The organism is Paenibacillus sp. FSL R7-277, assembly GCF_000517965.1.
Lineage (GTDB): Bacteria > Bacillota > Bacilli > Paenibacillales > Paenibacillaceae > Paenibacillus_AQ > Paenibacillus_AQ silagei.
This window is the reverse complement of the sequence record NZ_ASPX01000069.1, coordinates 340,760-366,416: the sequence shown is the minus strand read 5'-3', so window position 1 is coordinate 366,416 and position 25,657 is coordinate 340,760. Positions and strand designations below refer to the sequence as shown.

Genomic DNA, 25,657 nt, shown 5'->3' with positions numbered 1-25,657 from the left:
GACACGATATGATATCAAAGTCCACTAGCGGCATATTTTGTTAGTATCTCACCAAAAAAACTGTTTTTAGGGATTAACTCTTTAAGAAACTCTATATCCCAAAAATATTTCAATATTGTTGCCCCATACGGAATAAGTTGCTCATATTCCAGTTCCATAAACTCAATTTGATACAACTCTTCCATTTTATAATTCTCGATATCTTGAGAAAAGTACTTTTGCTCAAATTCAAATAATTCAACTATATTAAAATCTGTGCATAAAGGGCTATTTTTAAATAGTCCCTTTTCATGGACTCTCTTAAAAAAGATTAATATGATGTATCTGGTAATTTTGGAATACCAGTAATGATGAATAGTACAATCAGTGTTGCAGATCTTATACTGTTTACCATAAACAAATGACAGAGCAAATTGCTCTAAAATGCGGTAATGAAACTTCTCATAAATCGTATCTATCATTTCCAGGACCTCATCCAGTGAAGAAAGATGGGATTTATTAAGTCCAACTACACCTGAATTCCACATTTCCATAGTAAGAGGTACTTTAATTTCTTTAGCACTTGTGGTCATAAAACTGTTATCTTTAATAAAATTCAACAGACTGAGTTCAGAGTTCTGCTCTTTGGGGTCGATGACCACTTCCTGATGAATCCGCATTCTTTGCTCAAGCGTATTTTCCTGAGCATACATATGAAATTGATTTTGGCTAATTCCGCAGAATAACTCCTCCAGATTATCTTTTATAAAGATGGTATCTGTATCTACTAATAATAGATTGCCCGGATATTTGCCCATACAATCTTGGAGTAATTTAATTTTCGCTCTATAAACATAACCTCCTTTCATCCAAGATTCTCTCAGTGTTTCTGTCAACTCCTGATAGATAATTCTGTCGTTCTTTCCAAACACACGTGTGAAAAAATCGCTTTGATCCGTATAAATTATAATGCTAATGTCTTTATGGTCTTCAAAGCCAGCGGAATAATAAAGTGACAGAATTGAATAGACTGCTTCCAGAGCAAATTCACGTTTTCCGTAAGCCAAATAGGCAATATAGTTCATTTCTCGCCTCCGTCCAGAACAGTACTATAAGTAAGTTTTTTGGACATTGGGAAATATTTAATAACACTCCTGGTCTCGCCCAGCAGCTGAATATATATATCCAGGTCTGTAGATTCAATGTAATCGTACACAACCAGTTCCAGGCCTTCTTCATTAAGACATTTTATAATAACCTGCTTGATTTCTAGTAATTCTTCAGTTTGCTTGAGATTAAGTTCAATTCTTCTGAGAATAGCATGAGCAGGAGTAAGCAACTCCAGCATTTGATCATTCATAAAATAGTCAGTTAAATTTTCAGGCAACTGATTCAGCGCATCCGGGTATTTCTTAAAAAAGAGGCTGATATTGTTTGTGAATTCAATTACTTTCACGTTCTCAGGTGTATCTCTCATCTCGTTGTGAGGCTGATGCAAGACTTCGATTTTATGATTTATAATAAACTTAACGCCCGCTTTAAAAAGTCTGTACATTAGTTCTGACTCATCAAAGCCCCAGCCTTTTATTTCTTCACTAAAGAGCCCTACCTTATTAATATAGGCCTTGGGAATGGAAACAATATTTGTATGCGCCATAAGCCAGGGGTGCCTCATAGCATTGGAGTTGTAAGAAAGCACATTATATTTTCTGTAGCGGTCATCCAGAGATTCATTATTACTGCCGTCAAATCTGTGCTTCATGAATATACTTTGATCATGCACCGCTTCATACTCCACATTCCGCTCCAGCATAATCCGTGCTCCAGCAACTACAATATTACTGTCCATCGAATAACATCTATCAAATTCACTCAATAGATTTTTATTGGCTAAAACGTCTCCGTCCATACAAATAATAATCTCACCGCCGGCTTCCTTGATTCCCAAATTTCTCGCCCTATTTCGGCAGGATAACTGGCTTCTTTCCGTAAAGATATACTTCATTTCATAATTTCTGTTAATCCCCTGTACATATTCTTGCGTTCCGTCCATAGATCCGTCATCTGAAACAATAACCTCAAACTCATCCCTTCCGAATCCTTCCATATAGTTTAACGCTTCTAATGTATTTCTCAAGGTTTCTCTCATTTGATATGTAACGATGACAATGCTATATTTTCTCATACACAGCCTCTCTTTTCTCAAAGATAAATTTCATTGTCATTGGATAGTATCTTATAGAGCTTTTTCTTTTCCCCAGCAACTGGATCCAAATATCTAAATCTGTATCCTCAATGAAGTCATAGATCTCTAATTCGTGTCCCTCCCAATCAGAGATCTTTTCAATTGTTTCTTTGAGCATTTCCAGATCCTGTTTTTCACTGAACTCGAACTTCAATTTTAATGGATTATTTTTGCGGGCCTCCAACATATTATACCTCGTGGCTATACTGCTAAAGAATGCATACACTTCCTCATCCGACAGCGGCAACACACCGCGATGCTTGCGCAGGAATACATCAATATTTTTATACAGTCCCTCTATTTTATCTTCTTCAACGAAATTCCCATGATTTCCATGCAGTTGATGCAAAACCTCCAGCTTACTATTTATTATTACTTTCACACCTGCTTTATACAGTCTGTAGGATAATTCAATATCTTCAATCCCCCAGAATATTAACTCTTCGTCAAATCCGCCAGCCAGTTCTATTTTGCTTTTAGGTACGGCCAGATTGCACGTTAAACCATAGATATAAGGGAATTTCATCGCAGAGCTGTTATAAGAAAGTTCATCAAAGATGGGAAGGCGAAAGTCAAACATTTCCGGCTTATCTGCTGTTAAAGAAAATTTATCAAAAACACTTTTATTACATATGTCCTGGTATGTAACATTATCTCTAAGCATTAGCCGTGTACCCACTACCATCGCTTCCGCTTCCATCCGATAGACACGATCCAGTTCGGCCAGGTAATCAGGTTTTACAATAATATCTGCATCAATAAATATAATATATTCTCCTCTGGCTACCTTCAAGCCGTGGTTCCTGGCTCTAGATCTGCTGGATAATTCATCTCTATCAAGATATAAATAATCCAAATCATAATTTTGATTTATATTTTCAATAAAGGGATATAACGGATAGTTCGAGCCATCATCTATCACTATAACCTCATATTCGTCTCTCACGTAACCTTCTTGATAATTAAGCGCTTTCAGACAATTAAGAAGAAGATCCTTATTCTGGTAAGCAGGTATAATAAAGCTAAATCTCATTGAACAACCTCCTTCCCGTTCCTGAATGCATTTGTCTGTCTGATCTTCTCCAGAAGCTCCGACAAAATCATTTGTTCTTTATGAGCAATATCGTCTAGTGAATTCACAATAGTATCGATGCATGATTTATTCCCTGTTAACATATATTTAATCATAAGCCCATGGAAAATAACGAACCTCTTTTCTATTTCGACATAATGTTCATATAAAGGTTCTATACCCATGAGATATCCTTTGTCGTGCATGTGCTTTATCCTTTTCAACATACATCTTTTATGCTCAACTAAAATACTAGTAATTCTTGTATCATATTTTATTTTACGATTTATCAAATGCATATAATATTTTTTCAAATAAGGATACACCTCCATTCCAAAAGCTTTGTTCTCATTTGACCATGGATTACTTGATGCCCGATGTTTTTCGGAGGTATTTATGCCAAATAAATAATCATGGAGCAGTTCTTCTACCAGCTTCAAATCAAAATTGTACTGCCCATGATTATTGAATTTGAAAAGATAGACCCAATCGTGCCAATAAGGAATATTTTTATTAATAGAATAGCCTTGCAAAAAACCCTGTTTAAATGTATCGAAACTAATCTCGAAGTGATCAAAGAGCGCATTTTTGTCATAAGCTATGACCATAAAGATACTTTTTTCCTCATCATAACCATAAATCATCAGATCATGTAAAAAATGATGTTTTCGATGATCCATTCTAAATGGAACATAAAAATCATCTAAATGACCATAAAAATAGTAGCCAAGATCGATATGGCCGATAATAAACTTGATGATGTCCTGCTGTGTTTTAGCCAATGTACATCCTGACAAATGCTGATTTTTAAGCCAAGGGGAGGTGAAAGCCTGATTTTTCCCGTAAAACTCTAGAAATAAATACCCATCCTCCAATATATTTTTACTACAGAATAACTGAATATAGTTACTATAGAACCAATCCAGATAATCTTCTGTATTAGCCAAGATAGATAGCGGACAGGCATCGTATAGATAGCATTTTACTAATGGCTTACTAATGGGCAAAACATTTCGACTCATCGCTATCCTCTCCAAATATTCAAATTCATAGAACTTTCCAATAATTATCCCCACACTATGTTTCTCTAGTTTGTTTTCAATTTTATACCAATACATGCCAAGTAAAGTATGATAAATGATATAATTCTTATAAAATGAAATAATATTAGATGATCTATACTCGTTGGATCAGGATTTTCTCACCGAGATTCAAGCTAAAGAAAAAGAAGGACAGTATAATGAGAGACAAAATTCGAATTATTAATTATGTTTAGATAAACAGAACTTTCAGGTGGCGAATTCAAGAAGCAAAATTGAAGTTTGCGACCAACTATCTAAAGATAAACATTTTGTTTGAGTAAAGAAAAGAACACGTTCAGCGACCCTAAGTCACCTCTTTGCTCATGATTCTGTTTCAATGGTCTTATTAAAAGATTCATCTGATTATTTAAATTTTGTAGTAGAGCAAGCGAATGTGAAGTTCCCAAACGAGAACTTTAATCAGGAAAACCTCCCATATAATGATTGCACATTAGTTTATGTTATTTCCTCCACGAACCCGAATGACATCAAGGCAATACTCCCATACTTCAGTAAAGTAAACCTTTTGCATCATGTTAACCTAATTAAACGTTTAGGTATCAAGGTTGCCTTGTTCAAAATTCCTGTAAATGGAGAGGCTAATGAGACTGATGAGGGCGAAGAAGAGTAAAAGTAATTTATTTTGTCATACAGTAGGACGTTTAAAGGGACGAGTCATTATGATTTGTCCCTTTTTTTACTTGTGACTTATTTTAGTTCATCTCTAGACCACTCTCATTTTAACAGGTAAAAGTTTATTCAAAGAAGAATCTCAGCCTTAGCCTTATCGAAGTATTGGTTTAGCCAATTTGGAATAATGGGAAAGTCGTAATTCAAATCGGTCGTCTGGACTTTAAATTTCCCCATCGCCTGTGGCCGCAGATGGTGTGCCCGTATGGCCGACCTGGTTTTTTCACGCACCGCAAATCCAGTTCTCGAGTGGCCATTTTGGAATGTTTAGTTCCAGAGCAATCTCATCCATAGACTTCCGTTGTTCTTGAATGTTCTTTACCGCTTCTTCTTTAACCTGTTTGTTGTATCGCTTCCGTTCGGCCCTGGTTACCACCTCTTTTAGTGATTAATCTATTATCCTGAGTTAGATTTACCATATCTATCTACTAATCTAATTCAAACCTTCTGATGAAAAGCTTTGCAAGGTCCCGGTCGCGTTGTTTTGAAGAGCCATATAGGCATCACGCTACTCCGATATTGTTCTTATAAGAATACATAGAGATCATGTAAAAGCCTGTTGAGAATTACAATCTCTTTTCTCACGTAAGAATCAAGCATACTGCAAAACAATTTGTTTTTCATGTGTTTTTTTAATAAGTTTCCTTTCAATACAACATTACGCAGTTTCAAAAAATCGCGTTGTAAATCCTTTGCATCCACTATGTATTCAACTTCTCTTTTGAATATATTTTTTGAAATATATTCAATTCTGTCCAGCATTACTTTTTTATGTTCCCACAATAAGTAAAAAGGGCGTATATCAAAATCGTGAAATTGTAGTTGATAGTTATAGAATTCTTTAAGTGCTTCATACACATTCCGCATTTCTTGAAATGAAGTGGAATTCAGATAGGCGTCTAGTAAAGAAACAACTTGCTTCAGATCGAACGCAAGATCGGCATTTTGGGGAGCGTAAAGATAAATATACTGCATCCAATGATATTCTTCCCGATCAACTCTAATAAGCCGATTTGCACTCATAAATGCTTCTTTGAATTCATTAAAAGTAATTTGGGCTTCAATAAAACCACTCTTTTCGTCATATCCAAGCACATGAAAAATCATTAAATCCGAATCATAACCATATAAAAACAATTCATGCGGAGTATGATTTTGATGAAATACACGTTTGCGAAAAGGTATAAAATAATCATCGAGATATATTTTGATGTAATAGCCGTTTTCAATAAACTGAATAATGGCAACAACAATATCTTTCTCAATTAAGAAACCATTTTCTTTCATTTCGATAGCATAAGGAGAGTAATTGTGAAATGGCGCATTGGTGTCATAGTTAAAAAAATCTATAACTTTGTTTGTTTCTTGAGGAAATTCGGGAGGGCAAGCAATTTGAATATAGTTCGAATATAGCCACGCTTCGTGATTTTCGCATGCGGTCACAATGGATAAATGAGAGGGATGAACCGGATACGAGATGATGGGAGGCTTTCCAATACAAAGTTTTTTTTCACAATTAATCTCCTCGAAATCATTTAGATTAGGAATGAAATTCCACCTAGGATTAGCATACGTAGCCCTGAAATAATTTGCCGTCAAAAATTCCGCTCATTGTGGAACTATCTCGGTCAATAGCTGAATAACCTCGGATAAAGTACGGATTTCCCTTTCTCGAACCTCCTCTATAACGTTTACAATATGCTCCAGCACTACTGGATTTTTATTCATCTGATACTTCAAACCAATATTACGGGCTTTCAATGCGTCTTGTTCGATTTTGCAGTATTCATTTATTAAGTATTCCGGTATGTCTAACGTTGATGTATCCAGCAAATATTTCAACCTGGATACCATGCATTTTTTGTGTTCGTAAATAATATGAAGAGGACGAATATCCAGTTCGTCTGTTGATTTTCTGAGATACTGTACAACGGAATCATATACATCGACCCCATATATGTTTTCCGATGGATCATCGTACATCCGAAATCTGATCGAAGTATTCCGCGATAATAAATAATCCTGCATGAGTTCAATAGTAATCTTCAAATTAAAATGAAAGGACTTTTCGAATTTCACTTGAAACAAGTGCATTCCATTGGCCCATCGGACTAAATAACCATCCGAAGTTTTTATATCAATAAAAGCTTGCTCGAAGTCACGTAAATTGACTTGCGAATATCCGTACTGCATTTTTGCATTAAAACCAGCGACATCTAGAACTCCTTTCGTCTCGTCGAAACCATATAGGAGAATATCATGCACATTATGAAATTTCCGATATGCCGACCGATTCGGGATATAAAACTCATCAACAAACGTAACAATATAATGATCGTTACTTATGGAATCGATGAGAAACCTCATTGGGTCAGCGTATTTGAATATAAAAGTTTTCGGTAAATACATTTCTTCCAATAGAGGCGACTTAGGATTCAGTCTCGAAAATTCATAAAAGTTTAAATTAAATTGAGGAGTATCGTTATTACAGTAGAGTTGAATATAGTTGCAATAAAACCAATCGTAAAATGACGGATGCAGTGAACTTATTGATAACGGGTATGCGTGATGTTGATAACCTATAATTGGTGACTCACCCAACGGCAACTTTTTAATCATACTGCTAAGCACCACCCTTATATTTTTTTATCTCTATCAAATAGACAACCTTCGTATGATCAAATAAACACAAGCATATCGCACAATTCGTGAGGATAGCTAACAGTCCGCTATAGTAATTTCACCAGTTTTCTTAATGCAATTTCTTCGGTATTTACAACTTCACTAATAATAGTGTCTATTTTGTCTAGGATACTATCATTTTTAGTCATATTATATTTTATAGTCAGGTTCCGGATATTTAATGAACTATTTACAATTTTCTCATAATCACTATAAAAATCGTACACTCTTAAGTTTAGATAATTGATTCGTTCAACCATACACTTCTTATGTTCCCATAGAAGGTGGGGAATTCGTATATCCAAATTTTTAGTATCTTTTGTCTCTTTTACTTGCTTGATGAGTTGCCGCATATAGCTATAAACTTCATGGCCAAATATCCAATATTTTATATTCTGCGCATAAGCATGAGGCCCATCAATGGGATTTTGGTCCCAGTAGACTCCATTATTGATAATGTTCGATGATAAATAACCTTCTATTTGATTTTTGAGATGTGTGGTGTTAAGTTTATATTCGCCTTCTTTAAAATTAATTACTCGAAACAATCTTCGAAAGTGTTCGCAAATATCGCTTTCCCAGGCTTCTATCAGTTGTTGATATGAAATCATTGTTTTTATAAACTTACCGTTGTCTAAATTATCAGCTATATAAAATATATTTGCTTCATCATCATACCCATAGACAAGTATAGAATGTTCTTTATGAATTTTCTGATAAGAGTTGCTTTGGGGAATATAAAACTGATCCAAATAGAGCCACACATACTTATTTTGGTTTAAATAACCAATTAAAGTGTCCTTAATCCGAAATATGTACTCATAGTAAATTGTTTTATGTGGCGGCTTATAAACCTCTAGCCACGGACATGAGCTTAATCCATCCCCATACTCAAAAAAAGTGAAATGATCAGTAAAATACAAAGTATCATCACAAGTATTAATTCCTAATGATATAAAATTACTATAATACCAGGGAAGATAGCTTTCATCTTTCGCAATAATTGAAAATAATGCAGCATATACGTTGAAGGTATTTAGTTTGGGTTCATACATCGGCAGAATAACGCTCTTCACTGTTAAATCATCTCCCAAATATGGTGTTGTAGGCATGATGCAGATTTAGAAAGGAATCCCTTTTTCATATTTCGATTGAAAGATGTGCACAATGCATCGCTTATCCCATCTTCCTTTTGCTAGTTCTCTTCCCGTAAAGCAATCAGCTCCTTCTCTTCCGAAGAAGGATTTCCCTCTTCAGAGAAAGAGCCTGCCGTTTACGCTCACAACAATATGGACCTGTCTATTCTAGTAAAGTATATATTTTTAGCTTGGATGGCAGAGGATACAATGCACCCGATCACTTGGTCATTCTCCCTAACAAATTGGACAGACCTGAACCAGTAGTGTTCCCCGGAAAAGTGATCCCTCTGATAATGAAACAATTCCATACTTCCATGCTTCATATGCTCCGCGTAAAGCTCTTTCTCCCGTACGATCATTCGGTAAGCAACGTTCAGCCCGCTGTTATAATACACACCTGCATAGGCCTCAACCCCATCGGATACAGGCACAATCTTCTGCACCCGCTTCTCTTCGCCGCACCAAATAAGTGTCATACTGTCTATCCGGTTATCCCCGTTCCGATAAAATACAACAGGATCACCGTCTTGATCTATGAAATTGTCCTGCAAATGCGGAACCAGTTCGAACTTGGGCCCGCCTGTTATTTTCCAGAAAACTTGTCCGTCCTCAATGCCAATAACCGCAACATGTCCTTCGCAGATGAGGTAATGGCCCGAAATCTCTTGATCCGGTACATGCTGGACAGACCGCAAGGGCTGGCCGGATTGAGCCGCCACCTGCTCTTCCTCACTGTCATTTAAGAGAAACTCTATAATCCCTCTTACAATATCCCATTCCTTCAACGATTCGAGATTGCTAAGCAGCGCGACGCCAATGCGTTTCTCTGGAATAAAGCTAAGTGCACTTCTGTAGCCTGCGTACTTCCCGCCGTGTTCCAGCACCTGTACCTTGTTATGCTGGCCGAGAAACAGACCGAAGGCATAATTGGTTACAGACCCATCTGCCAGTTGGCCCGGTACGGCCATTCGCTCCACAACGCTTCCTCCGTCAAGGAGATGGCCGAGCCATTGCCCCAAATCCTCAATGGTGGTGTATAGGCTGCTTGAACCAGCCACGCGCAAATAGTCCCTGCACTTCGCATACGTTCCGCGGTCTGCCAGCCGATAAGAATACGCCATACCCGGAACAACCTTATACAAATCATCATTGAAGAAAGAATGCTTCATTCCGATACTGCCAAACACATTCCTGTCCATCCATTGATGAAAAGGCTCACCCGCAATTCTGGATATGATCTCCGCCAACAGCGTGTATCCAGTGTTGACATATTCGAATTGCTCTCCTGGCGCAAAATTGCGAGAGTTCATGCGGGGAATCAGCGCTCTCACATCATCCATTGTAATTTCGTCCCCAAAGCGCCAACCGGCAATCTGCAGGATATCGCCCCATTCCTGCAACCCGCTGGTGTGGTACAACAAATGACCGACGGTAATTTTACCGCTTGATTCCGGAAATTCCGGCAGATAGGTGCGAATGTCCTCGCCGAGGGACAGCATATTTCGTTCAATTAATAATGAAACCGCATATGCGGTAAATTGCTTTGCCAAAGAACCGGAGTCAAAAACCGTACGGCCTTGAATAGGCATCTCATACTCCAGATTGGCTGCCCCGTACCCTTGGATAAGAACGGGTTCGCGGTCCACATACACTACAACCGCAGCTCCAGGCGAGTGTTGGTCGATCGTATCTTGCATCAGAGAGTCCACGTAACGCATCAAAGATTTCTGATCCATGCTTCACCTCGTATAAATGACTTTTTTAATGCGTTTTTATCATAGCCGAGTGGCAAGCTGCTCTAACCCGGCAAAGGCTTTTCTCTCCGACTGAACGGCATGCATAACCCGCTCTATGATTCTGGCTCTTAAATCCTCTTCCATGGTATGGCTTAGTTTAAACAGCAAATTAGCGATCATTCTCCACTGTTCCGATAAATCATGAAACTCTTCGTCTTCACTATCGCCGTAAATATCCCGTTCTCTTTTTATCTCGGCTATAAATCTGCTCATGAGCAGCCTGCTTTGCGCCAGTCCTCCGGGTCTTTGAAGTTGAAAATAGATTGGGTAGATCTGCTCTTCCCCCGTATGTGTCCGTATCGTCTCACAAAGCTTATTCAACCCGTCATAACCCAACAGCATGTCCCCGTGTGATGTCATATTCATATGCTTTACCGCACCGAGCAGTCCCCTCCTCTCCATAAGGTACCGGTCTTCCTTCCACACCGGTAAGCCGTCAAAAGTGTATAAGGTAACCAGTCCATCTCCGAATCCCGCCGCTTTTGCAAAAATATCCGTATCCAGCTCTCTGATGCCGTTGTCGTAATAAGTAAACCGTTCCTCCGAAAGATGAAGGAAAACTACGATCCTGCCGCAATCCTTCACACCGTAGTTTGGAGAATACTCCAGATAGAAGTCATTGACCCATATGAGGTATGGAGTCCTTCTCATCTTTTCCAGGTTCTGGATCACCGGGACATCTATGCGGGTAAGCTTATGCGTGAATAAAGCTTCGAATCTTATAAACAGCTCCTGAAAATCACCATTAAATCCAAATAAATAGTCTGCTCCCCGGACATCTTGATTAATGCGGAAGCCAACCAGCCCCAGAATGCCCCCCAGCCAATCCTCTGACACATTTAAGCCGTGGAACTGGAGATAATTCCTTACGTTGGCAAGAAAACAAAAATTGCGGGTATCTTGCTGGAAATTATCGGTCATTTCAGTTCGGACTCCTTAATGCTACTTGAGATAAGTCGCTCATTGTTGAGCTGTACGCTCTTGCCAAGACTGGTCTTTGTAATCTCATTAACGAAATAGACTACCCTTGGTGCTTTGTATAAGGCCAGTTTCTCGTAACAATACTGCATAATCTCTTCTTGTGTAACATTGGCAGCCGGATGGGGGATTAGATATGCCGCTACAATTTCTCCAAATTCGGGATGCAGGAGGCCGCCTACCATCACATCAGCCACCCCGGGATGTGCCGCTAGCACCGCTTCCACCTCTTGCGGATTGACTTTAAGCCCGGCGACATTAATCATCTTCTTGAGCCTTCCCAGAATGAAGATATTGCCCTCACGATCCATTTTTCCAAAATCACCTGTAGGCCACCAATCGTCTTCGAAAGGAGCATCGTTTAAGTACCCGTAAGCATGCCCTTTTTTACGGACGAATAGCTGTCCCTCTCCGCTTCCTTCATCCGTAATCCGTATCTCAACATTAAACAGCGGCTTTCCGACAGATTCAATATTAAGCTTCATATCGGGACTTAAATTCACGGCCATAGTACCTGTTTCAGTGCTTCCATATTCCTGATGGATAACATGACCTGTCTGCTTGTAGAATTCGGCCGCCTCCATCTCCTTGATTGGAGCACCTGCTGAAATGCATAACCTTAATGATGACAAATCATATGTACGGGATTCCAGCTGTTGGATTAACAGATGATACATGAATGGAACCCCTTGAAAAACCGTCGCTTTCTCCTCCTCTATAGCCTTAAGGATTGGTCTAGGAATAAAGGTGTCATACAACAATAAAGTCCCCCCAATAGCCAAACACGACAGGAAACAAGAGCCAAACGCATAGGAATGGAAAAAAGGGGTAACTCCTACAAATATATCATCAGACGTAAACGGAAGCGTTCCCAAATAGTTGGACAACGCTTCGTTCAGCGTACGGTAGGTATTGACGATTCCTTTGGGATATCCTGTTGACCCTGAAGTATACAGAATCAGCGCGATATCGTCCTGACTGGGCACCTCCAAGGCGTTGGCTTCCGGTGAATCAGGGCTAAATCCGGTAGCGTCAGGCTGGAGCCGTGAATTGACATCAATGATAATCTCATCGCTTAGATCTACATATTGCCGTAAATGCTCCAGACTCTGTCCATTTCCGATAATGCACTTCAATTGGTTCTCAGCAAAAATATGTTTCATTTCTTGCTGATATTTAATATCTGCAAGCACCGGTATCGCTCCGATACCGGTGCTTGCAAAGTAGTGGACAACAAAATCAATGCTATTGGGGAGATATAACAGAATTTTATCCGTTCTGCCGATGCCCTTATCCGCCATATCATTCATTACTCGGGTAATCTCCTGGATTAAGGACCGGTATGTCCATTCCTTTCCTTGATATTTGATGGCGGTATGGTCCGGCCTGTTGCAAGCATGACTGTGAAGAAAACTGAACGTCATTCAGGCTCCTCCCCCGACTGTTTTTTTTGGATGCTGTCAAGCAAGCTGCTGACGGATGCAAAACCGCCCCTTGCCCAGTCTTCATCATCGATACTGATGTGAAAGGTTTGTTCAATAAGTGTCATGAGTTTAAGAAATGCAAGAGAGTCCATGACAATTTTCTTATCGCAATACAATGTATCTTCGGCGTCCAACTCCAGACCCGGCAAATCTCTCAGCTTATCTAAAATATCTTGGCGATTCATCGAGTTCCTCCGTCTCAATGCGAAATAAACAGTCCTTATATTCGTATTCCCGGTGAATAAGCCTGCTTAACGTTTGCGTTACCGATTTGGGATTCGGATGCTGGAAGATGTTCCGTCCCATTGCAATTCCCGAAGCTCCCCCAACCAAGGAATTTTCCACCATTTGTAATAATTCAATTACGGGTTGCTTTATTCCTCCAGCTACTATGACTGGAATGTGAACACTATTCGTAATTTTCATAACCGCTTCCCTTGAACCCGGATATTCAATCTTGACAATATCTGCCCCCAGCTCTTGTGCAACTCTGGCCGCATGTGCAGGGGTATCTGCACCGCCATTTTTCGCATATATCATGACTAAAAGCGGCATCCCCCATTCCTCACAGGAATATGCCACCCTGCCTAAATCCTCCAACATCCGGGGCTCATATTCCACTCCAAGATTCACATGCATGGATATCCCATCTGCCCCCAGCTTTACCGCCTCTTCTACTGTCGCAACAAGCACCTTGGCTCCTTGTGCCGGATTCAGTACGGTTGAGGCAGATAAATGAATCAACAATCTGCAGCGCAACGGTTTTGGCAATGTCAATACTTGCCGGAGGAGGCCTTTGTGCATCACGACTGCATCAGCCCCTCCCTCATCCACTTGTGTAAGCATATGTGCGATATTCTCCAGGCCTTGCAATGGCCCATTGGTTACACCATGATCCAAAGGAACTATACATAGTTTACCATCTGATGGAATTAATCTTTGCAATCTAATTTGCTTTCCGTTCATTTTCCAACCACCTCTCTCTGAAGATACAGCAGTATTGGATTATTTCTCTTCAAAGTGCTCATCAATTTTAATCCCGACATGCCGGCCTCCCGAACAAATATAAGCCGCCAATTCATCCCCTGGCTTCAATGTCGAAGCGTTATAGGGTTCTCCATTAAATCCTAAAATGCGGATATGCCAATCATCCTGTACAATTGTATTGATAACCTCATTCCCGGCATCAACCTCAATTTTTATTAAAGGTCTCATTTCCGTTTTCACTCTGCCAACAGATACTTCCCTCGTATTCCCTTCTACATCCACACATAGCACTCTACTGCCAGCCTTCAGGTTAGCCAAATATTCGGTCATCCCCTGCGGGGTCCAAATATATGAATGAATGGCTCCCGCATTGACACGGAACGGCCTTAGCTCCATATAGGGAAGATAATGGGTCTCCGAACTGACCAATAGCCCTCCTCTTGAAGTAGAGCCGATGATCATGCCCTCAATTTGCGTCATCAGACTGGTGGTATCTACACAAGCTCTGTACCCCATACCAATGTGTTCTATACTTCTAACGACACCTTTGACTAGATTCAACTTGCCTTGTTCCTGTTTACCGAGTAATTCATTCATTTTCACCAATTCGGCAGCCTCTTTCGTTTCTAGAACTACACCATGACATCCCACTTCCATTACACCGAATGCAATTTCCGCATCCTGTGCGCTATCCACCGCCTTAAGAATTTTCGTGTCGGTCTGTTGAAGACGGGCGATTAACAGCTCCAAGGGGATGTTGGTAACATCCTTAAATTCTGCGATCAAAAAGTCATGCTTCATTCCGGCTTGCCAGGCGCTGTCCATTTCCTCTTGATTTCCAATTTGTTGAATAAATGCAGTGACATAGCCCTCTGCTTTTTTGGATTCCAACAGTACCCTGTTTCTGGACATGATAATGACCTCCATGCTAAGGTCCTCGCAGTCCTCTTCATTCCGGCACTCCACAATAAATTTTAATTTGCTGGGAGCTTTCAATATTCCCAAGGCGCTCCGCTGAACGATTGCATATTCAAACCGCTGGCTGAACAGCAACGGCCAAAGATTGCTTGCAGCTTCAATTTCTCTTCCGTCAAACCATACCGTTTTATTCATAGGTCATCATCTCTTTCACTAATGGATTGGAGTTGTTTCTTGGATTTCATAAACGTAACCAGATCTTCAACCGTACTTAAATGGTCACCCGCTAGCTCTCCGTCGTCAAAGGCAATATCCGTAATTTGTTCGATAATCACGATCAGCTTGATGTATTCCAGTGAATACATGCCCAGATCATTCAGGAGTACCTTCGGCTTCACCAGCTCTGGCTCAACGCTCAGAATATCCACTAATATCTGCCGAATGTTCATAAAGTCCTCATCCTCCAAATAGGACATGTCCTCCTGTTCCATGGCAATCACGCTGGTTGCAAGCTCCCGGGCCATTTGGGCAAGGACATTTTTATGAATCTTTTCATTAGCAGTTAGAGGAAGCTGGTCTACCTTAAAAAACTGCCCAGGAATCATATATTGCGGAAGCAGCTGCTCCAGCCGCTCCCTTAGTTCTGAAGGGGTCACGGAAGTACCCGAAATATAGAACGCTACGATTTGAGAATGTTCATTATCGTCATCGGTCACAACTGCAACAGCATTTGTAATTCCAGGCAGGCCCAACATGACATTTTCAATTTCTCCGAGTTCTATTCTGTAACCGCGTATCTTGATCTGGTCATCCATTCGCCCCGCTATTTCCAGCTCACCATTCATCCCCCATCTTGCGATATCCCCGGTTTTATAGATTCTGATATCTTGGGAATGTCTGCTGTATACGAACCGATCAGTGGTTAAGCCGGGTTGCGTATATCCTCTGGCCAGTCCGGTACCCGAGATATATAACTCTCCGTACACCATCGGCGGCTGCAGACACATATTGTGGTCCATAATATAAATCTGCATATTTGTGATCGGGCCGCCAATTGTGACATCGTCCTTATCTGTCATATCTTCCACTGTTGCATATACAGTGCATTCGGTAGGGCCGTAAACGTTGTATACTCTTGCTCTGGTATTCTCCCTAAGCTGCTGCAGCAGCGGAGGTGACAGCGGCTCTCCGCCGGTTATCACAATATTCACCTTTTGTAAGACAGGGGCTGATATATTGTCGCTTAGTATAAGCTTCAGCTTAGACGGGGTGAATTGCAGTATTTTAATTCGTTCATTTCCAATTAATTGAGCCAGCAGCCTTGGATTTTTTTGCTCCTCCTTCGAGGCGATGACAACCGTCATGCCTATACATAAAGGCAGAAGTGTCTCCATTACAAAAATATCAAAAGAAAAATTAGAAGAACATAATATGGTCTGCTGGGAAACAAAATCAATCTTCTCATTCATCCCCTCAATAAAATTGACAACCGCTTGATGTTCAATTACAACTCCTTTTGGAGTTCCGGTTGAACCCGAGGTATAGATGAGATAAGCCATGTGGTTTCGTTCTGCCAGCGGGAGCAAATTAACATCGTCATAATCTTCGTATTTAATGTCGGCAAGGTTGATCACATCTTGATCAATTCCGGGCGGGACTTCATCCATGTTCGTCAATACCAAGGCAGTCTGGCTATCCTGCAAAAAATACTTAATTCTTGCTTCCGGCAATTCAGGGTCAATAGGAAGATAGGCTCCCCCTGCTTTTAAAACGCCTAAAACGCCCACAATCATATCAACAGAAGGCTCCAGTAGTAATGCAACAACACGTTCCGGTCCAACCCCCCTGTCTCTTAAATACCGGGCAAGCCTATTCGCGTGACGGTTAATCTCGTTATAATTAAATGTCTTATTATCAAAGACGACCGCAGCGGTACTTGCTGATAGTTCTGCCTGTTGCTCAAATATTTGATGGATGTTCTGTGTATAGTAATGATTGCTGACATTATTGAAGCTATACGGGATGAGATGCTGCTGCAGAGACGATATCTCCATATGTTCCACCGGCATTTCCGGTTTGTCCAATACTTGCTGGATCAGACTTCGTAGATGACAAGAGATCGATTCGATAAATTCCGGCTGATAAACATTTGCATTGTATCTGAAATGAAAGGTTATTCCATCCTTCATAATCGGAACCGTTACAGTGCAGTTGTAATTAGTCTGGCCGGTCATATGAGTCTCTTCAATTTCAAAAGGAAGCCCGCTCTCTTCACTGCCAGCTCTTATATTCTCGTTGATGGGATAATTCTGAATGACCAAGATATTATCGAACAGTTCCTTCTGAAGCGGGCTCATAGCCTGTATAGAATTCAATGGGTAATGACTATAAGCAGTTGTTTCAATCGACTCTTTTTGTATTTGTTTAAGCAGATTGCTGAAGGGAATTCCTTTCGGAATATTCATTCGCAACGGAACCGTGTTTACAAACAGTCCCGGCATTTTTTCGATTCCCTCCACGGCGGGATTTCTACCGGAAACAACCAAGCCGAACAATACATCGTTTGTACTGTTGTAGCGGGACAAAAGTATTCCCCACAGGGCTTGAATCAAGTTGCTTATGGATATTTTGTTGTCTTTGGCAAATACAATCAACCAATTCGTCCATTCTTCACCCAAACTGAATTCAAATTGCTTCTGAAGAAACCCGGATTTTTTTTGCTTTAGCAGCGCGGGTAAGCCTGTCGTCACTTTTAAGCCGTCAAGATATCCTTTCCAGAACAATGAACTCATTTTATAGTCTTTTTGTTCCTCCACCCACTTCACGAATATTCCGAACGGTACAGCTTCGTCCAAGCTTGGCTGCTTACATTGGGACAAGGATTGATAAACAACAAGAAACTCATTGAACAGAATCCCCATTGACCAGCCGTCCAAAATAATGTGGTGGTAAGACCAGATCATCATATAGCGGTTCTGCCCAAGTTTCACCAGTGTTGCCCTGATTAACAGGTCTTCCTGTAATTTGAACCCCCGTGTCCGATCTGCTGCCTTTAAGCGCTCAATGTATGCGCTCTGTTCCTCCAATTCCAAGTGCGAGAAGTCATGACAGGCGACGCGGGCTATTCTTTGCTCCAGTGTAATCTGCAGGAAATCCTCTACGTTCTCATAAACAAATATGTTGCGAAGCACCTGGTGCCGATGGATTAAATAATTTAGACTTTCCTCGAATATCTTTAAGTTTACTTCTCCTTTTACCATAACGCTGCATTGTTCGAAGTACGTTTCCGGGTTGCCGCTCCGCAGAGAATGATATAATATTCCTTCCTGTGTAGGTGTCAACGGTAAAATACTTTCAATTTCATTTATCGTCGTTTCCAAGGCTCCAATCCTCCGCTATTTGAGATTTTTGATTCGTTGAGTGAGCTTGTCCAGATCTTCAATTCGCAGATTCTTCCGATACCCCAAATCTGAAGGAGTCTTCATTTGCGTATCGCGCAGCATGCAATAATCCAGAATCCCCTTCAATTGTTCAAAGTATAAATTCATCAAGCTCTGCATTGATTCATACCGGTATTGATTGTTGCTGAAACGGACGGATGTCACCAGCTCATCGTTATTGATCCAGGCTTTAAACTCCAAAGCAACCGTCTGCGGAAACAACGGGCTTATCGTCTGACCGCATTGACTGGATACAAGGAAACCCGGTATCTTCTCAGCCGTTCCCTTCTCGGATTGCCCACTATACGAAAAACTGATTGCAGGCGTGATTTCAATTTGTTCGCGGTTTGGAGTTAAATAGGCAAGCATTCCAAAACCCGCTCCTTGATTAGGAATTCTTCTGATCGTCTCCTTGATATTTCTGATGTTGTAGGATAAGTCGCCGGCTTGTTTCATCTCTATTAAAACCGGAACCCTTGTATCAAAGCAGCCAACCGTCCTCTCCGTGCTCCCCCCGTTATGGACATTGCTTCTTCCGCTCAACTCCATCTGTAGAAGCAATCGTTCCATTCCGGACCACTTATGAAAAGCCAGCATCAGAGAGGTAATCAGAAGATCGCTGATCTCGGTATGAAATGCAAGATTGGCTTTCGTAAGCAGAGCATCGATATCCAAGCTCGGTATTGCAACCTCAATGACTTCACTTTCTCCAACTGTGCCTGCTGTTCCGCCCAGTTCATTCTTCAATTCAATTCCAGCCGCTAGTTTCTTTAAATTTCTCCAATACGGCAGTTCGTTGTCCAAATTAGAACTGGCATATTCAATGGTTTGTATTGCCCAATCCTTATATGAATGCGTTTTGTCCGGGAATGTAATGCTCTTGCCCTGGAGAAGCGCTTCATACCCTGAAACAAAATCCTCATAAATAATATTCAAAGAGATACTGTCAGCAAGAAGATGATGAATAACGACAAGCAACCGGCTATCTGTGCCACACTCATACAGGGCCAAGCGTACAAGCGGTCCTTCTAACAGATTCAAGCTGCTGTGAATAGCATCCGCACTCTCCCGGAGGATACGCTTAGAATGCTCCTCGTCCAGTCCGCAAAGGTCAAAGCTCTCTAATGAGAAAAGACCGCTATCCCATCCCCTGTTGATCTGAACGGTTCTTGTACCCTTCCTGGCAAATATGCTTCTTAAGACGTCGTGATGCATCAGGATAGAGTCGAAGGTACTGTGTACCAAGGCCTCGTCAAACCCGCCCTCCCGATGAATCATCATGGCTTGATTGAAGTGGTTGACCTGGCCGTTCGCAACTTCAAAAAACCAATGGTGAATCGGCATCAGAGGAATCTCTCCTACGATGAGGCTCTGGTCAATGCTGCTGTTGGTATCCTTAAGACATTCACTTAGTTTGCTGATCGTCTGAAATTCAAACAAATCCTTCATATCGAAGTACATCTGATGCTTATGCAGCTGCGACAAGATTTGAATAGATTTGATGGAGTCTCCGCCCAACTGGAAAAAGTTCTCCTCCACTCCGATTCGCTCGTAACCGAGCACTGCCTGCCAAATCTCCGTTAATATCTTCTCGTGCTCTGTTACAGGCGCTGCATAAGGAGTTGTGTCCGGCTGATGGTGATTCTTCTTTACGGCTGGGAGCTGCTTTTTATCCACCTTGCCATTTCCGTTAAGAGGAAATTGATCCACTTCAATAAAGTAAGAAGGAATCATGTAATCGGCCAGCTTCTCCATCAGGTACTCCCGTAAATTCAAGGATATGCCCTTGATTACTGGGAGATAATACGCGACTAAGGAACGATGACGGTCTTCATCCAAGAAATCCGATACAATAGCCTCTTTAATTGCCTCATGCTGCCTTAACTGGTATTCGATCTCTCCGAGTTCAACCCGGAATCCTCTGATCTTGACCTGGTTCTGCTCTAACCTTCCCATAAACTCAATATTGCCGTCCGCAAGAAATCTGCCCATATCACCGGTTTTGTACAACTGCTTGCCAGTGTAGGGATCACTAAGAAAGGCTTCCTTCGTCATGCCCTCATTCTTGTGATATCCCAGGGAGAGCCCCGCACCGCCGATAAATAGTTCTCCGACAGCTCCATAGGGCATACGCTGCAGGCTGTTGTCCAAAATGTAAAACTGATTATTGTCAATCGGCTTTCCGTAAGGAATGCTTACCTCATACGCACATGATTCCTCTATCGGATAATATATCGACCATATTGACGCTTCTGTAGCACCGCCGAGGCTGATACATTGGGCATTTGGAAAGAAGCCCTGTATGCGGGCCGGCAATCCGACACCGATCCAATCTCCGCTCATAAACACCAGCCGCAGATACGTCTGCTTGGTCGTCAACTCGCTGTCTTCCATGTATCCGACCAAATGCGATAACGTTGAGGGAACAGAATCCCAAAAGGTGATTCTCTGCTCGTACAAAAGATTATGCAGCTTACGTGGATCCATAACGCTTTCTTTATCTGCTATGACAACTTGTCCACCTGCCGATAAAATCCCGAATAAATCATAAACTGATAAATCAAAGCTAATTGAAGTCACAAATAAAAGCCGATCATCCCGTCCGATGTCAAAGCGCTGATTCACCCAACAAATCAAGTTCACCACGGAATGATGTGCGATGGTTACCCCTTTGGGGGTTCCTGTCGAACCTGATGTGTAAATTATATAAGCTACATCCACTCCGCTTACTCTTACATCGTTGTTATGCGATGGAAATGACCTGAAGTGTTTGTCGTTATACCGTAAGAGACGGGGATGATATATCCCTTCCTCCGCGTCACCTGACACCATTAAGCGGACTTCCGCATCCTTCATAATCGCTTCTTTTCTTTCCTGCGGATAATCAGGTTCGATTGGAACGTATGCCGCCCCCGATTTCATGACCGCAAGTAAGGTTACGATCATATCGAACCCGCGATGCATACAAATAGCTATCCGATCACCCGGTTGTATTCCGAACTCCCGTGTTAAACAGTGCGCTAATCGATTGACCTTCCGGTTTAATTCGCCATACGTGATCGTTGCATCTTCCAAGAGAAGTGCAATATTCTCCGGGAACAACTCCGCTTGCTCCTCAAAAAGCTGATGGATGGTTGTATTCGATGGATACTCTTTCTGCGTCTCATTAAGAGCGTTCATCCGCTCCAATTCCCGGTCATTCAGAATCTGTTCTTTATTAGTCTGGATATCGGGATTCTTAATGAATTGCTCCAAAATAGCAAGATAGTAATCGGCATATATTTCGACTTCGGCAACCGGCAAATAGGCTTCTTTATAAATCATTCTGATTTCCAGTTCTGAGTCAAAATTGCTGATCGTAAAATCAAATAAAGTATTGGTCCGTTCATAGTTACTGATCGACAATTCACTCTTCGCTGACAGGTCCTGCTTCACTTCGTTATAGACATAGAAGTCTACATAATTAAACAGGGTATCGAAAAACGGATTGGAGTTGCCCATTTCACCCAGATGTTTGGAAATCTCATATAACGGCATTCTTCCAAAATACTTTAGCTTTGTTAACTTCTCTTCAACGCGATGGATGAGATCCCTCCAAGTCAACCGGCTGTCCCCCAACTGAAAGCGAACAGGAATCGTATTCAGGAAGCAACCCAGTATCTTATGACTATCCTCAGACATAAGCCTGTTCTGATCTACAATACCTGCTACAATATCATTATCGTGGGAATACAGGTTCAACATATACAGATAAGCGCTGAATAAGACGGTTTTCAAAGAAACTTGATTCTGGGCAGCAAATTGCTTCAGCGATTGTGTTGTAATCTCATCAATCTTAAATATGGATGCCTTACTCTCCGCCCCTTCTCCCGCCTCCTTACTGCGTTTAGGGAATTGAGAGCGCTTATACTCGTTTAGCTCTTCCTCCCAGAAGTGATAAATGTCGTTCTTTTCCTTCAGCGATAATTGATAGAGAACGTAGTCATAATACGTACTGCTTAATTTCTCAAACACGGCGAAGCCATCTGATTTCATTTGGAAATACGTATTAATGATTTCCGTACTGAAGGTTGCGTTGCTCCAACCGTCCAGCAAAGCATGATGGAAGCTCCAGCAGATGCAAACGGATTGAGTATTAATTTGGAATGCCTTCATTCTCCACAACAGCGAGAACCCTTCCTGCAACGGGTAAATAAAAGGCTTACGCTTATCCTCTTCCTGGTATAAAGCGATGATTCTTTGCTGATCGTCTTTGGAGTACCCGGTTATGTCTATGTAATCAATAATATAATCCATATTATTGTGAACGATCTGAACCGGCTCGTGAAAATGTTGAATATCAAATGTGGTTCTGAGAATAGGATGCTTCTTCAGCATTAATCCCATGGATTTATTAAGCGCTTCCAATACAAAGCAGTCATCCTCAATTTCATAAACAAATTGTTCATGATAAACAGCATCCCCGGAGTTTTTCAATGAGTAAAAGATCATGCCCAACTGAATATCGCTGATCGGGTAAAAATCTTCATATTGCTCAGGAAGAAAAGCTGCCTGCAGCGGATCGTTTAAGATGGTGTCCCTGAGCTTTTCGACACGCTCGATAGCACCGGATAAATCGTTCGCAGGTGATTCATTTTGTTTCGCATGCACGGCTAATCGGCGAATCGTCGGATGTTCATATATATAGCTGATATCCAATTCAATGTGTGATTTCTGCAAAGCTGCCACAATCTGAATAGCCTTAAGGGAATCTCCCCCCAAGTTAAAAAAGTTATCGTCAATTCCAAACTCACTCAAACCTAAAATCCCCGCCCAGGCTTTATGGATTCTACGTTCCATTTCATTTGCAGGCTGCTCCTGGCCGTGATCTACTTGCTCTGTTAACATCTTCAGTGCATGCCGGTCAATTTTCCCATTGGCATTCAACGGCATCTCATCCAAATGGATAAAGCGGGCAGGAATCATATAACCCGGTAAATAAGCACTTAAGAATGCAGCGAGCTCCCCCGCCGGCGCGGCCTTACCTGCAGCATAATACGCGGTCAATTCCTTATTGCTGGAACGGTCCTCCTGAACCAGCACCACTGCAGACTTCACCATTTCAACCTTCAAAAGCTGCAGTTCAATTTCAGGAATTTCGATCCGGTTTCCTCGAATTTTCACTTGATAGTCGATCCGGCCAATGTATTCCAGCTCACCGCCGGCTGTCCATTTTGCCCAATCGCCGGTTCTATACATCTGTCCCTCATGGGTAATGCAGTTATCTTTAAATCTGGCATCAGTGAGGTCCTGCTGATTCAAATAACCTCTGGCAACCCCTACACCTGTGATGACCAATTCTCCCGGTACCCCGACAGGCTGCAACTGATTACTGCGGTTAACTACAAACAATCCGATGTTATCAATCGGCTTGCCTATTGGGACTGCATCAGCCTGATGCGATTCACTGCACACATGATACGAAACATCAACGGTTCCTTCAGTCGGCCCGTACAAGTTCACCAATTGCTTATTCCGGAAGACGGAGTGGAAATTTTGTACATGCTTTCCGTGCAAGGCTTCTCCGCTGGCAAACACTACTTTTACTGTATCCATAAGATGTGCGTTCCCGGTTTGTTGAACATAATCGACAAAGATATCAAGCATCGACGGAACAAAGTGCATCACCGTCACCCCGCCCTGATGAATAGCTTCCAGTATTGCAATGGGGTTTTTTTCGCCTTCCGGCTCTAGTATGCATACCTTCGCACCTTGGAAAGACCACCAAAAAATCTCCCAAACCGAAACATCGAAGGTATAGGGGGTCTTCTGCAATATGACGTCATTGCGCTGTAACGGAAATTTTTTTTGCATCCAATGCAACCGGTTCACAACGGAATGGTGCTCAACCATAACCCCTTTTGGCACTCCTGTCGAACCCGATGTATAAATGACATATGCAAGGTCTGCCGGGGAATTGACAGGAGCCATATTGGTAGCTTCCCCGGAATAATTCGCCGCTTCATCAAGGGCAATGATCTCCAGGCCTTGCTTCTCAAGCCCGGGACAGCTGTGGTCTGTCAAGACCACCCTCACACGGCTGAAGTCCAGCATATAATCCCGTCTTTCAATGGGACATTTGGGATCAATCGGCAGGTAGCATCCGCCCGCCTTAAGAATAGCCATGATACCGACCAGCATCTCAGGAGAACGCTGGCAATACATCGCAACGGATTCATTGCATCCTACTCCCAGTGAACGCAATTTCCTGGCCAGTTGATTGCTTCTCCGATTCATTTCTTTATACGTCATTCTTTCATTCTTGCAGATAATGGCCACTTGATCCGGCGTTTTGGCCGCCTGCTCTTCAAAGAGCTCATAGAGGAGTTTATCCTTCGGATAGTAGGCTTTTGTGTTATTGAACTCATATATGATTGTATTTTTTTCTTCAGATGTAATATACTCATACTCTTGTATCGGGCGCTCCATACTGCTCATCACCTGCATGAACAGTTGAATGAACCATTCTGTAATCCGGCAAATGGTAGCTTCGTCAAAACTGCCCAAGCGGTACAGTACCTTCCCTTTAATCAGCCCGTCAGTCTGAGCAAAGGAGAACACTAACTCATTATTTGGGTTGGAGCTAAGGCTGGTGATGAATTCTTCCCGGTGTAACCCCTGCATATGCAATGCCACCCGGAATACAGATTGCGCAGCTTCTTCTCCAAGAAGCTCACTTAATCTGCGGATAGAGAAATAATGATGCTTGTAGGCATCCATCAAGCTTTGCTTCTCCTGAAACAGCAGACTCTTAAATGTTTGTTCAGGGTCGATTTCTGTTCGGAGAAACAAATACGGATTCAGCGATTCTTCTGCTAACGCAGGAATAACAACCGTCATGTCATCCTGATCGCACCATTTGTTTAGGAAAACATGCAATGCGCATAAGATCACGGTAAACACCGCTAAATTCTGATTTTTCCCGAGCCGCAAGATTTGCGCCGATAATTCGGCTGGTAGGTTAAAAAGATACTCACCCTTTTCATTTCCCTGAGCAGAATAATCTTTTGGAAGTCTCAATTCCTGGTATTCCTTCCTGAACTTTTCGATCCAGTAATTCATCGTTTCACTTTGTAAACCTGATGAAAGAAGAGATTCATTCATTTTTGCGCCTCCAAAGAGATGT

16 protein-coding genes and 1 pseudogene are annotated in these 25,657 nt (G+C 41.6%); 1 reads left to right on the top strand and 16 read right to left on the bottom strand.

Annotated elements, in window-relative coordinates; genetic code table 11:
* Positions 1-14: 14 nt before the first annotated feature.
* The 4 genes from C173_RS20605 to C173_RS20590 are packed head-to-tail and all read right to left on the bottom strand — an operon-like array spanning position 15 to position 4,318.
* Complete coding sequence (locus C173_RS20605; RefSeq protein ID WP_036727846.1) at positions 15-1,064, bottom strand: hypothetical protein; 1,050 nt, start codon at positions 1,062-1,064, stop codon at positions 15-17.
* The gene (locus C173_RS20600) at positions 1,061-2,164 is read right to left on the bottom strand and encodes a glycosyltransferase family 2 protein (protein ID WP_036727845.1); all 1,104 of its coding nucleotides are present in this window, start codon (positions 2,162-2,164) and stop codon (positions 1,061-1,063) included. Before C173_RS20600 ends, C173_RS20605 begins: the two co-directional genes overlap by 4 nt.
* Positions 2,151-3,257, bottom strand: coding sequence for a glycosyltransferase family 2 protein (locus C173_RS20595; protein WP_036727843.1), 1,107 nt, complete (start codon positions 3,255-3,257; stop codon positions 2,151-2,153). Before C173_RS20595 ends, C173_RS20600 begins: the two co-directional genes overlap by 14 nt.
* Positions 3,254-4,318 carry a hypothetical protein gene (locus C173_RS20590; protein WP_155991594.1) on the bottom strand — a complete coding sequence of 355 codons (1,065 nt, stop codon included), beginning with the start codon at positions 4,316-4,318 and terminating at the stop codon, positions 3,254-3,256. The genes C173_RS20595 and C173_RS20590 overlap by 4 nt, the downstream gene beginning before the upstream one ends.
* Before the next feature lie 349 nt (positions 4,319-4,667).
* On the opposite strand from C173_RS20590, the pseudogene C173_RS20585 reads away from it, so the two are divergent.
* A pseudogene (locus C173_RS20585) lies at positions 4,668-5,009 on the top strand (TIGR04141 family sporadically distributed protein); the annotation flags it as partial.
* A gap of 282 nt (positions 5,010-5,291) precedes the next feature.
* On the opposite strand, the gene C173_RS35685 reads toward C173_RS20585, so the two are convergent.
* From C173_RS35685 to C173_RS20530, 12 genes are all read right to left on the bottom strand, one after another.
* Complete coding sequence (locus tag C173_RS35685; RefSeq protein WP_155991593.1) at positions 5,292-5,444, bottom strand: transposase; 153 nt, start codon at positions 5,442-5,444, stop codon at positions 5,292-5,294.
* 149 nt (positions 5,445-5,593) lie between these two features.
* On the bottom strand, positions 5,594-6,667 hold the full coding sequence (locus C173_RS20580; RefSeq protein ID WP_036727837.1) for a hypothetical protein: 1,074 nt from the start codon (positions 6,665-6,667) through the stop codon (positions 5,594-5,596).
* A 9-nt stretch (positions 6,668-6,676) separates the two neighbouring features.
* Entirely contained in the window at positions 6,677-7,687 is a 1,011-nt protein-coding gene (locus C173_RS20575; RefSeq protein ID WP_036727835.1) for a hypothetical protein, read from the bottom strand.
* A 110-nt stretch (positions 7,688-7,797) separates the two neighbouring features.
* Positions 7,798-8,862 carry a BtrH N-terminal domain-containing protein gene (locus C173_RS20570; RefSeq protein ID WP_081751262.1) on the bottom strand — a complete coding sequence of 355 codons (1,065 nt, stop codon included), beginning with the start codon at positions 8,860-8,862 and terminating at the stop codon, positions 7,798-7,800.
* Positions 8,863-9,029: 167 nt separating this feature from the next.
* Positions 9,030-10,625 (bottom strand): serine hydrolase domain-containing protein, encoded by a 1,596-nt coding sequence (locus C173_RS20565; protein WP_036727831.1) that lies wholly within the window; start codon positions 10,623-10,625, stop codon positions 9,030-9,032.
* Positions 10,626-10,664: 39 nt separating this feature from the next.
* Positions 10,665-11,606 carry a hypothetical protein gene (locus C173_RS20560; protein WP_036727829.1) on the bottom strand — a complete coding sequence of 314 codons (942 nt, stop codon included), beginning with the start codon at positions 11,604-11,606 and terminating at the stop codon, positions 10,665-10,667.
* Positions 11,603-13,087, bottom strand: a complete 1,485-nt coding sequence (locus C173_RS20555; RefSeq protein WP_036727827.1) for a class I adenylate-forming enzyme family protein — start codon at positions 13,085-13,087, stop codon at positions 11,603-11,605. Before C173_RS20555 ends, C173_RS20560 begins: the two co-directional genes overlap by 4 nt.
* The gene (locus C173_RS20550) at positions 13,084-13,332 is read right to left on the bottom strand and encodes an acyl carrier protein (RefSeq protein WP_036727825.1); all 249 of its coding nucleotides are present in this window, start codon (positions 13,330-13,332) and stop codon (positions 13,084-13,086) included. Before C173_RS20550 ends, C173_RS20555 begins: the two co-directional genes overlap by 4 nt.
* Positions 13,307-14,113 (bottom strand): 2-amino-3,7-dideoxy-D-threo-hept-6-ulosonate synthase, encoded by an 807-nt coding sequence (locus tag C173_RS20545; protein WP_036727823.1) that lies wholly within the window; start codon positions 14,111-14,113, stop codon positions 13,307-13,309. The genes C173_RS20550 and C173_RS20545 overlap by 26 nt, the downstream gene beginning before the upstream one ends.
* A gap of 39 nt (positions 14,114-14,152) precedes the next feature.
* A complete protein-coding gene (locus tag C173_RS20540; protein ID WP_036727821.1) occupies positions 14,153-15,247 on the bottom strand; it encodes a 3-dehydroquinate synthase II in 1,095 nt (364 codons plus the stop codon).
* Entirely contained in the window at positions 15,244-18,432 is a 3,189-nt protein-coding gene (locus tag C173_RS20535; protein WP_036727819.1) for an amino acid adenylation domain-containing protein, read from the bottom strand. Before C173_RS20535 ends, C173_RS20540 begins: the two co-directional genes overlap by 4 nt.
* 15 nt (positions 18,433-18,447) lie before the next feature.
* Positions 18,448-25,635 (bottom strand): non-ribosomal peptide synthetase, encoded by a 7,188-nt coding sequence (locus C173_RS20530; protein ID WP_036727817.1) that lies wholly within the window; start codon positions 25,633-25,635, stop codon positions 18,448-18,450.
* Between the last annotated feature and the right edge of the window lie 22 nt (positions 25,636-25,657).